At 49.6% G+C, this 12908-nt stretch carries 8 protein-coding genes; 6 read left to right on the top strand and 2 right to left on the bottom strand.

Annotated features, from left to right (window positions below):
• Positions 1-81: 81 nt before the first annotated feature.
• Positions 82-4107, bottom strand: a complete 4026-nt coding sequence (locus GJR95_RS28370; protein WP_162389071.1) for a S8 family serine peptidase — start codon at positions 4105-4107, stop codon at positions 82-84.
• Positions 4108-4759: 652 nt separating this feature from the next.
• On the opposite strand from GJR95_RS28370, the gene GJR95_RS28365 reads away from it, so the two are divergent.
• The 4 genes from GJR95_RS28365 (at position 4760) to GJR95_RS28350 (ending at position 8983) form a co-directional block, all read left to right on the top strand.
• On the top strand, positions 4760-6196 hold the full coding sequence (locus tag GJR95_RS28365) for a DUF1800 domain-containing protein (protein WP_162389070.1): 1437 nt from the start codon (positions 4760-4762) through the stop codon (positions 6194-6196).
• Between the two features lie 89 nt (positions 6197-6285).
• Positions 6286-7488 carry a DUF1501 domain-containing protein gene (locus GJR95_RS28360; protein ID WP_162389069.1) on the top strand — a complete coding sequence of 401 codons (1203 nt, stop codon included), beginning with the start codon at positions 6286-6288 and terminating at the stop codon, positions 7486-7488.
• 133 nt (positions 7489-7621) lie between these two features.
• Positions 7622-8119, top strand: a complete 498-nt coding sequence (purE, locus tag GJR95_RS28355; RefSeq protein WP_162389068.1) for a 5-(carboxyamino)imidazole ribonucleotide mutase — start codon at positions 7622-7624, stop codon at positions 8117-8119.
• Positions 8120-8137: 18 nt separating this feature from the next.
• Complete coding sequence (locus GJR95_RS28350; RefSeq protein ID WP_162389067.1) at positions 8138-8983, top strand: LysM peptidoglycan-binding domain-containing protein; 846 nt, start codon at positions 8138-8140, stop codon at positions 8981-8983.
• Positions 8984-9026: 43 nt separating this feature from the next.
• On the opposite strand, the gene GJR95_RS28345 is transcribed toward GJR95_RS28350, so the two are convergent.
• Positions 9027-9878 carry a DUF481 domain-containing protein gene (locus GJR95_RS28345; protein ID WP_232540883.1) on the bottom strand — a complete coding sequence of 284 codons (852 nt, stop codon included), beginning with the start codon at positions 9876-9878 and terminating at the stop codon, positions 9027-9029.
• Between the two features lie 106 nt (positions 9879-9984).
• On the opposite strand from GJR95_RS28345, the gene GJR95_RS28340 reads away from it, so the two are divergent.
• Complete coding sequence (locus GJR95_RS28340; protein WP_162389066.1) at positions 9985-10950, top strand: Gfo/Idh/MocA family protein; 966 nt, start codon at positions 9985-9987, stop codon at positions 10948-10950.
• 214 nt (positions 10951-11164) lie between these two features.
• Positions 11165-12337, top strand: a complete 1173-nt coding sequence (locus GJR95_RS28335) for an AIR synthase related protein (protein ID WP_162389065.1) — start codon at positions 11165-11167, stop codon at positions 12335-12337.
• Positions 12338-12908 lie beyond the last annotated feature (571 nt).

Below are 12908 nucleotides of genomic sequence, written 5' to 3'. Positions count from 1 at the left end.
CTTTGTGCTACCTGATACGCTATAAAGAGCCTTATTTATAGGCAGTTGATTAAAGTTATAAATGTGTTTCAGATGATCGCGTTACTGTTTAAAGATGCGTTTCACCCAGTTGCTCTGAGTTTTTTCATCTGAAACAATCACAAAAAATGTACCGCCTGGCAAATCTGTTACATCGAGTTGAATGGAATAATTTTTTCCGTCACGCTGTAGCGTAGCCGTTCGAAGTGTCAGGCCGCGAAGGTCGGTGAGCCGAACGGCGGGTAGCTGCTGAAATGCCGTTGCCGACGACAATGAAATCGTTACCTGTCGGGTAGCCGGATTTGGGTAAACAGTCAGGCTATTATTCTCTGCAACGGGTTCTGCGGCCAGAATTGCCAGATAAACATCGTTGGATGTAGCCGCTCCGCAACCATTCACATTCCCCCGCACCGAATAACGGCCCGTTTTTCCAGCTACATAGGTTGAGCTCGTTGCTCCTGTAATGGGAACGCCATCGAGCAACCACTGGATATTGGTTGTCGCGTTGGAGGTCAGGGTGAAGCTATTTACGGTAACGACCGGTGTTTGGGGTGCCTGAATCGAAATGGGTACCGTAGCCGACAGCACAGGCGAACACGCATTGGCTACCTTCACCGCGTAATTACCGGCTGTAGAAGCCAAAACTGTACTGCTGGTAGCGCCAGAAATAGTTTGTCCGTTACGTAACCATTGGAATGTATAGTCTACGCCCGTAGCAGCCTGTAGTGTTACACTGCTTCCCTGACAGATACTGGTCGAGCCATTTGGCGTAATGCTGGCTGTTGCAGCAATTCCGGTGGTTGATGTAACGGGCGTTCGCTGGGCAGACGGGCAATCGAGCGAACGGATTTTGAGGTTATAGAAATAGTACCAGGCATTTTTAAGCGTATCAATCGTTGTCCCGCTGTTATACAACGAACCCTTAATGCTGACAATCGGCGCTCCTGATTGCGTTTTAACCTGGTAGGGAAAGCCACCAACGCTTACATTACTCCGGAATATAGACGCGCCACCTGCATAATCGATGGTTATTTGATAATCACCGGATTCGGGAATTCGTAAGTTAAGCGGATAGACAGCCCCCTGATCATTCGGGTCATCGACAAGTTGCCCGTTCACGGTCGCTGTCAGGCTTTTATTTCTTGTTGGAGCGACATCGAGTGTTACACTCGAAATGGCCGTATTGTCGTATTTACGAACAGTAAACGTCAGTTGACCTGCACTGGCGATGTAAAGCCGGGCACTTTCGAGCATCAGCGGCACTTTCGTTGTAATAAGTGGAGACGGACCAAAATTTCCTGCATAGCTGCCACCACCAAACGTTTGTTTATTAGCGGGTCCGATAACGGTAGAAAATTCATTCAGAGAAGCATAAAACAGACCACCGGGTGGCATAGTAGGAGCGGATGTCTGATTGCCAGCCGCCAGTAAATTGCCGCCGGTTGGTGCGTCGTACCAGAAGGCAACTCCTCCGCCCGTGTTATGCAACGCAATGGCGGTATCATTGCCACAGCGTAGGGCCGTAAACAGACCGTTCGTGGGGTTAGAGGCCGTGGTACGGGTTTCAGTTAGTAAATTGTTGTCCGGATTTTGATCACCATCCAGGTTCGTGTTAATGATGAAGCGATAGGTATGACCAGCCATCAATGGCGTGCTGGCTGGTACCTGAAAGGTCAGGATGCTATCCCGAAAAGCGCCGATTTGTTGAATGGTTCCGGTTAAAGTTGCCACATCGGCAACGCCAGGATCGTAGATTCGTACGGTTACGGGCACATTGCGCTGAACCGCCGTTCCGAGATTACGAATCCGAATGGCGATGATCAAGTCGCTGTTTGAGCAGAAATTGACATCAGGCGAGATCATCTCAACGGCACTCAGATCATTGGCGGTTCGTACGACGTTGAGCCCGTAATCCTGGGTTTCACCATTGGTATAATTGCCGCAGGAAAGAACGTTGGCCGCATTATCGGTTTCACTCGCAACAATGCGTAACCGCAGAATCTGACCGCTTTGTGCACTGGCCGGAACGGAAATCGTTGTGGTAAACTGGGTTGTATTATTCAGCAGAGTGGACGTAGCCACGGTTTCGCCCGCATCATCGAAACTGCCATTCTGATTCCAGTCGATGAATGCTTTTACGATGGCATTTTTCGCTCCTCCGCACGTGCCAAGCGACACCGTCAGCGGAAGCTGCTGACCAGCCTGAATAGAGGTCTTTACCTGTGAAAAATCCGTATAAGACGTACACCCGTCCGAACCAGCCTGATTGATACTCCCAAATTGTACCCGACTGATTTTGGTGTCGGCGGTTGAGGTGGGTGCGGATGCGCAATACGTTTTTCCGCCAATACCGCTGATTAACAGCGCATAATCCTGCTTACTGCCATTCAGCGTGCCTTTGTGCGTAACTGTCAGCGTGTATGATTTGCCCGGTACTGGATTGGCAATCAGAATCTGCTCCACATTGTCGCGGATGTTATCGCCCTGAGTGGCCGCATTGGCCGGATTCGCCGGGTCTAGCACCCACGGCTGGGAGGTCGTTTGCCCATCGCTGATGCGGAGATCGAGATCGTTGACGAGTTTAATTGTCCGATCATTCAGGCCGGAACTGGCTGTTCCGGCCGGATCGGTCCAGCAGGTGGTTGCTACGAGTGGTCCCCGCCCCGATGCGACTACGGTTAGGGAGTAGGTTTCGCCCTGACTGATCGTGCGCTCGTCGAGCAGATGGCTTTGATCGGCGTTTAGAATGACCCGCCCGGCCTTTTCCATGTTCAGCAATCCCCAGCCGAAGCGATAATCGGGGCCGGGCGCTGATCCTGCTTCATTGGCGGTATGAATAACCAGCCCTTTGAGGGTCGATGAGCGAAGAAAGCGACCAGTATTCCGCTGCGAAAACAACTCCTGGAGGAGCAATATCGACCCGGCTACATTGGGCGACGACATCGATGTGCCGCTCAGCGTTGTATAAGCACTATCACTGTCGGAGCTTGTCGATAGCACCGATACGCCTACACCCGAAATATCAGGTTTTATTCGACCATCATCCGTTGGCCCCCAACTACTGAAATCGGCTAAGGAAACGTCGGAAGGCTGATTATACCCATTGGTCAGGTAACTCACAGCTCCTACCAATAAAATATTTTTGGCTGTTCCATATGTACTGATGAGATCGTATCCATCCTGGTTCGCACGCGGAACAGTACTCGTAACATTGCTACTTCCAATAAAATAAGGTTGACCAGCTCCTGGGCCATCGTCGCCCCGGTCGTTACCCGCCGATTTCACAATCAGATAGCCGGGTGCGTTCTGGGCGATTTTATCCCAGCTTACTGCATTGGCATCATAAAGCCCAAACTTATAATCTTCGGTTTTGCTAATGGCAGTATCGCCATGCCATTCCCATTTGGTTGACGTTGTACGAGTATCGTTATAATACCAGCCTGAAACGGTGCCATAAGAGTGATTGGAGACAAGGAGGTTAGGTGCCGCAGCACTCATTTCTGAAACGTCATTGGTAAAATTATAGGCCCGTAGATTGGTACTGTATGCCATACCGCGAACCTGTGTATTGACACCTGCAGCTACCATGATACCGGCTACGTGGGTTGCATGTACATCAAGGGTACTGGCATTATCGATCTGGGTAACCCGACTAGAGGAACCCGTTTTGAACTCAATATGGGTACTACGCACTTTGCCGCCATCCCAAAAGGCAAGTTTATCCTGAAGCGTTTCTCCTGATAATGACACGCCCAGACCGCCACCTCCGTAAAGCGCATTGGTGCGGGTAGTCTGGCCCGCTCGAGTGGCACTATACGTCATATCATACAGCAATTCACCACGCTCCGTAATTCCCCGCAACACAGACACCGTACCGTCGGCATGCCGCTGTTCGATTGGGCGGTTCAGACGGCGGGCCAGATTTAGCGCCTGCTGATAATTGCTGGTTTGAAATTCCGTAAGCGTCTTCTGAAGAGCCTGCTGACTGGCTCGTTGCTGCGCTGTATATTGAGGTAATGGTTGAGCCGTAAGAACTGTAGTTGTCAGGAATAAAAGCAACCCCGACAATAGCTGTAAAAATCGTTGCATAAGAAACTGTCGAACCGGATAGGTCGACTAACGAAGGTACATAGTAGATACGAGAAATAAGGCTATTCCGTTGCGGATGTATTGTACATAAGGTCGGTTGAATAGTTTTTTAATCATACTTCTATGGTGTTAAGGTGACAGCTTATCTTCAAGCATGGATTATGCCAATTTTTAGAATAATTAGTTACAGGCTTATCAATTAACAAATAATAATTTGCAAATTAATTACAATAGTTGCTATTTAGGTGACATTCACAATTTTTAAGTTGGCTTGGAGCTTTACTTTACGCTTACCAGACTAGGCGATTTCCACAAATCAATAAGAAATAACTTCCGGAAAGAACAGCTATGAATAATCAGTCATTTACTAAAATATTTCTAGGGATTTTGGCGCTGTCCCTATTTTATTTGGGCATATAGCCAAGAAGGCCATACTCCATTTATAGAAGTTAAGCAGGTAGCTGTTGCACAGATTCAATAAAACGGAATTCCCTCCAATTTTATCAAAAAGTGTGTTAGAGAGGATGGATTTAGCCCTGATGAACGGCCCCCAAGCGATAACATCACTCATTATCAGCAAAATTTAATCCCCTCATTATTAAACGCTAACTCGATTCATTTGTCATACCCGCATCGCCAGCTAGTAAGGCATATGGACAAACTGACAAGACTGCAACAGACCCGTTACCTGTTTGCACGGGCTGGCTTCGGCGCTACCCCTGCCGAACTCAATGACGCGGCTCGGAAACCACTCCGGAAAGTGGTGCGCCAACTCATCAGCGATAGCGAATCGTTTGCGGCATTGAAGGTCGTTGAACCTGATGAAAACACAACGAAGCGGGCATTACGAGGGCTGGTGCGCAATGGGCAGCTTGATCGGGACATGCTCAAGGAGCGAATCCGGATGAATGCCGAAAAAGTCCGTGATCTTAACCTCCAGTGGCTCGACCAGATGGCGTCGGGGAAGAGCGCTTTTCGGGAGAAGATGGCCTTGTTCTGGCATGGCCATTTCGCCTGCCGGACAATGGGTCAGAATCCGCTGTTTATGCAGCAATATGCCAATACGATCCGGCAGAACGCCCTTGGCCGCTTCGGCGATTTGCTGATGGCGGTTTCGAAAGAACCGGCCATGCTGCAATTTCTCAACAACCAGCAGAATCGCAAAAATGCCCCGAATGAGAATTTTGCCCGTGAGGTGATGGAACTGTTCACGCTGGGGCGAGGTAACTATTCGGAACATGATATTAAGGAAGCCGCGCGGGCCTTTACGGGTTGGCAGTTTACGCCCGAAGGCCAGTTTGTTTTCCGGGAACGCGTTCACGACGAAGGCGAAAAGACCATTTTTAATAAAACCGATGCCTTCAAAGGGGAAGACGTGATTGCCATGCTGCTGGAAAATAAGCAGACGGCGCGGTTTGTGACGGGCAAAATTTACCGGTTTTTCGTCAATGAAACGGACGATAAAAAGCGGGTCGAGCAGTTGGCCGAGCAGTTCTATAAAAGCGGGTACGACATTGCCGGACTGATGGAAAGCATGTTTACGGCTGACTGGTTCTACGAGGCTAAAAACATCGGCACACACATCAAATCGCCGGTAGAATTGCTGGCCGGAATGCGTCATGCGCTCGGCCTAACGTTCGAACAGCCCCAAACGCAGATTTTTGTCCAGCGAACATTAGGTCAGATCCTGTTTTACCCGCCCAATGTGGCCGGGTGGGCGGGTGGCAGAAACTGGATCGATTCGTCGAGTTTACTGTTTCGGATGCAATTGCCGAGCTACGTCCTGAAAGCCGCCGAGGTGACCGTTCGCTCTAAAGAAGATGGCGATGTAAATACACAACTCCTGGCCCGAAAAGGTGGTCAGCGTTTCCAGGTAAAAGCGAATTGGGAGGACTTTGAAACCGCCTTTTCTAAAACCACGGATGCCGACCTTGCCGATGCCATTGCGGCTGCATTGTTACCGTTTCCGCTAAACACCGAACAGCGGACACTAATTGAAACGCAGCTAAACGGAGCCCAAACCCGCCCCGAACGCATTCACGCCCTAACGGCGGCCCTGATGAGCTTGCCAGAATATCAACTTTGTTAAAGAGCGAAAGAATGAAAGGTCTGGTAGCGCAGTACTAACGTTTCGCGTTTCGCTCTTTTAGTCATTCGCTCTTGCACTCTTTAGAAATTATGAACCGCAGAGACTTCCTTCAACAATCGGCCCTGACAACGGCGGGAACCTTATTGATTCCGCATTTTCTGAAAGCCTACGAAACGCAGGCAATGGGGCAACTGCCCGGCTCGACGGGTAAAATTCTGGTGATTGTGCAGCTATCGGGCGGAAACGATGGCCTCAATACGGTCATACCGTTTCGTAATGATATTTACTACCGCGAGCGGCCTACCATTGCCATCCGGCCCGAGAAAGTATTGCCCTTAAACGACGAAATTGGCCTGCATCCGGCCATGGGTTCGTTGAAAGCCCTCTATGATGAAGGATTGGTGACGGTGATCAACAATGTCGGCTACCCAAATCCCGACCGTTCGCACTTTCGCTCGATGGATATCTGGCAAACAGCCAGCGATTCAGATCAGTATCTTCGCACGGGCTGGGTTGGCCGTTATCTGGACGCGGCCTGCGCCGGGAAATCGCAGCAACCGTTCCGTACCATTGAGGTAGACGATACGCTCAGCCTTGCTCTGAAAGGGAATAATCTGAACGGAATGGCTGTCTTAGACCCCAAAAAACTGTACAATCAGACTCGGAGTGGTCTGGTTACGAAGCTGGGTAAGGAGCATCACGACGAGCACGAATCCGTGTCGTACCTGTATAAAACGCTCGCTGAAACGGTTTCATCGGCTGAATACGTCTATGATAAGGCAAAAATACAGACTTCCTCAACGACCTATCCCAATCATGAACTGGGTAATCGACTCAAGACCGTTTCTCAATTTATTCAGTCTGGTGTTGAAACGAGCGTTTATTATATCTCAATCAGTGGTTTCGATACACACATCAACCAGCCGGGGCAGCAGGAGCGATTGCTGGGCCAATATGCCGAAGCCGTGGGCGCGTTTATGACGGACCTGAAAGCCGCCGGTCGGCAAAATGACGTATTGCTGATGACATTCTCGGAGTTTGGTCGTCGGGTGAAGCAGAATGCCAGCAACGGCACGGATCATGGAACGGCTAACAACGTATTTCTGATTGGCGGAGGAATGTCATCGCGTCGGGTGCTGAACGAAGCCCCTAACCTAACGGCCCTGACCGACGGTGACCTGACCTACTCTGTCGATTTTCGTCAGATTTATGCAACTCTGCTCCACGACTATCTGGGTACGGATGATGTGGCTATTCTGGGCCGGAAGTTCGAGTCGCTGAAGATTGTCTAGACATGTTAGTTGTAGATGTCTATGGACCAGGTAGCACTAACTTTACTTTCCAGAATAATATTTTCCCGGTCTTTCCATAAAAGTCTGCGCTAAACTGCGTTATTTCGCAAAGAGTCAATTTGTATTCCACTGAATGGTAGGCATTATTATGGGTAGCCTCTCTGACCGTAAAGTCATGCAGGAGGCCGCCGACATGTTAACAACGTTGGGTGTTGTTTGGGAAATGGATATTGTTTCGGCCCATCGCACCCCCGAAAAAATGGTCGAGTATGCGAAAACAGCCCGTGACCGGGGCTTGCGGGTTATCATTGCCGGAGCCGGTGGCGCTGCTCATCTGCCCGGTATGGTTGCTTCGCTGACAACCTTGCCCGTGATCGGGGTTCCCGTCAAATCAAGCAATTCAATCGACGGCTGGGATTCCGTCCTGTCTATTTTACAGATGCCAGCTGGCGTTCCGGTTGCAACGATGGCGCTGGATGGTGCCCGTAATGCGGGTATCCTGGCCGCGCAAATCATTGGAAGTTCCGATGAACGGGTTGCTCAAAAGCTGGCGCAGTTTAAAGAGGAGTTGAAAGAAAAAGTGGCCGAGATGAGTCGACAGCTAACCATAGCACCGGGAGCCCGGCCCTAACCTATACCCATATACTCAATGGAAACCGATAATCAAACGACAAACTCCCGTCCGACCGGAAATTCCAGTCTGCCTGCCCTTACGCTAATTGTGCTGGTTGGGTTGATTGCGGCTTTGCTTTACGTGGGCTATGAGTACATTTCCGACGATACCAACGGATCTGACGAACTGACGAATGTAGCGCTTGATACGTTATCTCAACAGCCGGTGAGTCAGGATAATGGCGAGATGTTGATGGCTCCGGAAGAGGTCGATACGTCGTCGCAGCCAGCCCCGGTCGATCTGTCGCAGGCGGCTCCGCCCGCCGATGCACCTGAGGCCAATGCACAGGCTGAAGAGGTAGCTGAAGGGAATCGGGAAACAACCGACGGTAAGCCAGGGCCGAACGAAAAAGCGACTGCTGTGAAGCCTGCTGATAAGAAGCCAGAGGAAGCCAAAAAGGAAGAGAAGCCCAAGGAAGAAAAACCGAAAGAGGAAAAGCCTAAGGCCGAGAAGCCTAAAGAAGAAGTTGTTGCAGAAAAGCCGGAAGTGGCCCGGCCAAAAATAAAACCTGGCGGTGTTTCCAGTTCGTATACGGTTGGTGCCGGCGAAACCTTTTACGGTGTCGCCAATCGCTATAACATGAAAGTCAGCACACTGAAAGAAATGAATCCCGGCGTATCGGAAAGCGATGTTAAAGCCGGTATTACGAAGTTGAACGTAAAAGTGATGGCTGTTCATACCGTTGGTCCTGGCGATGTATTGCGGGTTGTCGCGCAAAAATATGGCGTCAGTAAAGAAGCCATCATGCGGGCCAATAAGAAAGAAAAAGACATTGCAACGCGGGGTGAACGACTAATCATTCCATTCCCCGGGAAGCAGTAATCTTGTCGAAACCAGTCAGTCTGAGCGGCCATACGTTGCCGCTCTACTTTTTTTCATAGACCAAGCCTACTGTAAATCGCAGGTCATTATTCTGACGGCCGGGCACTATCAGGCTTTCATACGCATTCGCAAGCGTTGTGCGCAGGCTGGTTGTTGCCGTTAACTTCACCTGAACGCTTACACTGGCATTCCAGCGGATGTTGTACTGACCCAAAGCGGGTTGATAAAAAGCCGTGTGCGTAACGGTCCAGCGATCCTTATCAAAGGTGTATTCGCCATAAAGCCGGGCCGAATTTCGGAAAATGTTGATGTCGTTCAACTCCTGAAAGTCGGTATATTCCTGCATTAACACGTCAGTAAGCGAAATATAGGCCCGTTTGCGATTGAGCAACTTAAAGCCTGCCCCGGCCGCAACGGTCCAGCGATGATTGATCTGGCGCAGATTACTTCGCTCATACGATCCAAAGGCCAGATAATACAATCGTTTTTCGTGGCGTAAAGTCGTTCGTAGATCACCGAACCATTCGCGTTCGGCCAGAAGACCGTTTTGCTTCCCATAAACGAAGGACGGATTACTCGACAACTTGAAATAGTCACTGAGCTGATAATCGATTGCGCTCGTCAGTTGCAATAAAGCCCGGTTGACATTTCCGGATGTAAGAGTGCCATCGGCGGTAAAGCGATACCGAAACGTAGGTGTAGATGGAGCAGCTTGTTCGGCCTGGGTTGTATCCTGACTGCTGGTTGCTACCTCGCTCGAATCCGTTTTGGTCGTTTTAATGGAGTCTGGTGTAGAAGGTCGTAGCGGATCGGGTTGCTCCACAATCTGGGCAAACACACGAAAATGAAAAAAAAGGAGGACAGTCGTTAAGGCAAAAAAATGGAGTGTTTTCACGAGATGTTGAGATGGTAATGCCCGCAACTTAGGAAAAAACTCTAGATTTGACCGATGGTCGACTGGCCTATTTATTGAATTGCCCTTCACTCAATCAGGTATCCATATGACCCGCTGGGGAATTTTAGGACCGGGCCGTATCGCCCATAAGTTCGTGCAGGACTTGCTGACACTGCCCGACGCACAACTGTATGCCGTCGCTTCTTCCAATCAACAACGTGCCGACGAATTTGCGCAGCAGTACGGAGCTACTCATGCCTTTGGTGCGTATGAAGACTTGCTAACCTTACCCGATCTGGATGTGGTTTATGTGGCTACTCCTCATACGCAACACCATAAGCATGCGATGATGCTCCTGAAAGGTGGTGTGGCCGTACTTGGCGAAAAGCCGTTTGCGATGGATGGTAAACAGGTGCAGGAAATGGTTGACACTGCCCGCTCCGGGAAGGTATTCCTGATGGAAGCACTCTGGAGTCGGTTCATGCCTGGTATTGTCCGGGCGCATGAGCTGGCTCAATCGGGGGCTATTGGTAAGATCTTGTCGGTAAAAGCAGACTTTGGTTTTAAGGCACCCTTTTCTCCTGATGGACGATTGTTTAATAAGGCACTGGGGGGAGGAGCGTTGATGGACATTGGGATCTATCCGCTGTTTTTGTCGTACCTGATGTTGGGCAAACCAACATCAATCAAAGCATCGGCCATTTTTGGTACAACCGGCGTCGACGAACAATGTGGCATGGTACTGACCTACGAAGGTGGCCAGCTTGCTTTGCTGGATAGCACATTGCAGGCGAAAACCGATTGCATAGGCATCATACAGGGGGAATCAGGCCAGATTCGAATCCATAGCCGTTTTCATGAAACGAAAGGGATTACGCTTCATCTTGAAGACCAGGAACCAACCGATTTTGACTTCGACCGGAGTACGCACGGTTATGATTATGAAGCGCAACATGTTATGCAATGCCTGGCCGAAGGTCGGACTGAAAGCCCCATCTGGTCACTGGACGATAGCGTTAATCTGATGACATTACTGGATAGTATTCGGGCCGAAGCAGCCATTGTTTATTAACAGGAGGACAATCGCCCTGCCTTTGGCCAGACCTGTGCCACGGTTTTTCTGAGTGTCATGGTTAACCACGGTCCGCCGATGCGGTGGCACGGGTCTGGCCGTGGGCCGAGCAAAAAGCCTGATTCAGTATGCGAGAGCGGTGCATAGGGGATGTAATGGGTTTTTCTCCTTTACATCGCTCTACTCTTTCCTCCTTCGTCCTTACCTTTGTGGCATGACTGATCGTTATGCCCAGCGCGGAGTTTCCGCCAGCAAAGAAGATGTTCACAACGCCATAGCCCAACTCGATAAAGGCTTATTCCCAAAGGCGTTTTGTAAAATCGTACCCGATACACTGGCTGGTGACCCGGATTACTGCACCATCATGCACGCTGATGGAGCTGGAACAAAATCGTCTCTGGCCTATCTGTACTGGCGCGAAACGGGCGATCTGAGCGTCTGGCGAGGGATTGCACAGGACGCGGTCGTGATGAATACCGACGACCTGATCTGCGTTGGAGCAACGGGCCCGATGTTACTGTCGTCTACCATCGGGCGTAACAAAAACCTGATTCCCGGAGAGGTGATCGCCGAAATTATCAACGGAACAGAGGAAGTGTTGCAGATGCTCCGTGATTATGGCATCGAGATTTACAGCACCGGTGGCGAAACGGCCGATGTGGGTGATCTGGTTCGTACGATCATTGTCGATAGTACGGTCATTGCCCGGATGCGACGCGATCAGGTGATCAGCAACGACCGCATTCAGGCGGGTGACGTTCTTGTTGGACTGGCTTCATTTGGCCAGGCAACTTACGAAACAACCTATAACGGAGGAATGGGGAGCAACGGCCTTACGTCTGCCCGGCATGATGTGCTGGCCCATTATCTCGCCGACAAATACCCTGAGAGCTTTGACCCTGCCATTGATCGTAGCCTGATTTACAGCGGTTCGAAAAAGCTAACTGACGAAATTGCCGTTGGTTCTGGTGAAAATGTAACGGTTGGCCAACTGATTCTTTCGCCAACGAGAACCTATGCTCCGGTTGCCAAAGCACTACTCGATGAGCTACGTTCGCAAATCCACGGCATGGTGCATTGTTCCGGCGGAGCGCAGACGAAAGTACTTCATTTTATTGATGATCTGCACGTTATAAAAGACAACCTGTTTCCCGTGCCGCCTTTATTTCAACTGATTCAGCAGGAGAGTGGTACGAGTTGGCAGGAGATGTATAAAGTCTTTAATATGGGGCATCGACTGGAAGTATATCTACCCGAAAACATGGCTCAGCAGGTTATCGATATATCCAGATCGTTTGGTATTGACGCTCAGGTAATTGGACATGTAGAGGCTTATGCAGGCAAAAAAGTCACTATAAAATCTGAACAGGGTACTTTTTTGTATTGATTCTCTTGTGAAAACGAGATAAGTAGCTAGATTGCAGGTGTTAGTGACACTTTGTTCGATCACATCTGGCTATGAAACTATCGTTCGCACTTTTAACATTTGTGTTCTTTGCCTGCTTCCATTTCTCTAAAGCACAAACGATAACTCCTTTTACAGCGATCTGGAGTTTTGACGGGAACCTTAGCGGGGTATCATCTTCACCCAATGTAGTTGCAAATGCAGCTTCTGTCATGGGCATAAGTATTCCCAATGTAGGAGGCTTCCCTAATGGTCAGTTTGGTCAGGCGGTAAATCTCAGGAATTGGAATGACCCAAATTGTGGTGTAAATGAATACCTTGAAATTTCGGTAGTACCGTTAAATGGGGGGTTACTAACTTTAAATAAACTTTCATTTTATTTTAGCCGCTCCACTAATGGGCCTCGTGAAATACGAGTAAGGCATAGCCTCGATAATTTTGCAAGTGACATATATATTGGGGCAATTACTGCACAATCTCCTCCTTACCAATCGCAACCTATAACGTTATCAAGTACAAATCCTGCTTTTGCTGATAACCCTAATCCAATATC

This window comes from Spirosoma endbachense, from assembly GCF_010233585.1.
In the GTDB taxonomy this organism is placed as follows: Bacteria; Bacteroidota; Bacteroidia; order Cytophagales; family Spirosomataceae; genus Spirosoma; species Spirosoma endbachense.
Note: the sequence above shows the minus strand (reverse complement) of the source record. Positions and strands in the feature narration are given on the sequence as shown.

Bases quoted from the DNA above. Each gene is read 5' to 3' on its own strand.
- GJR95_RS28370 (WP_162389071.1), bottom strand. From the start codon at position 4,107: ATGCAACGATTTTTACAGCTATTGTCGGGGTTGCTTTTATTCCTGACA.
- GJR95_RS28365 (WP_162389070.1), top strand. From the start codon at position 4,760: ATGGACAAACTGACAAGACTGCAACAGACCCGTTACCTGTTTGCACGG.
- GJR95_RS28360 (WP_162389069.1), top strand. From the start codon at position 6,286: ATGAACCGCAGAGACTTCCTTCAACAATCGGCCCTGACAACGGCGGGA.
- purE (WP_162389068.1), top strand. From the start codon at position 7,622: ATGGTAGGCATTATTATGGGTAGCCTCTCTGACCGTAAAGTCATGCAG.
- GJR95_RS28350 (WP_162389067.1), top strand. From the start codon at position 8,138: ATGGAAACCGATAATCAAACGACAAACTCCCGTCCGACCGGAAATTCC.
- GJR95_RS28340 (WP_162389066.1), top strand. From the start codon at position 9,985: ATGACCCGCTGGGGAATTTTAGGACCGGGCCGTATCGCCCATAAGTTC.
- GJR95_RS28335 (WP_162389065.1), top strand. From the start codon at position 11,165: ATGACTGATCGTTATGCCCAGCGCGGAGTTTCCGCCAGCAAAGAAGAT.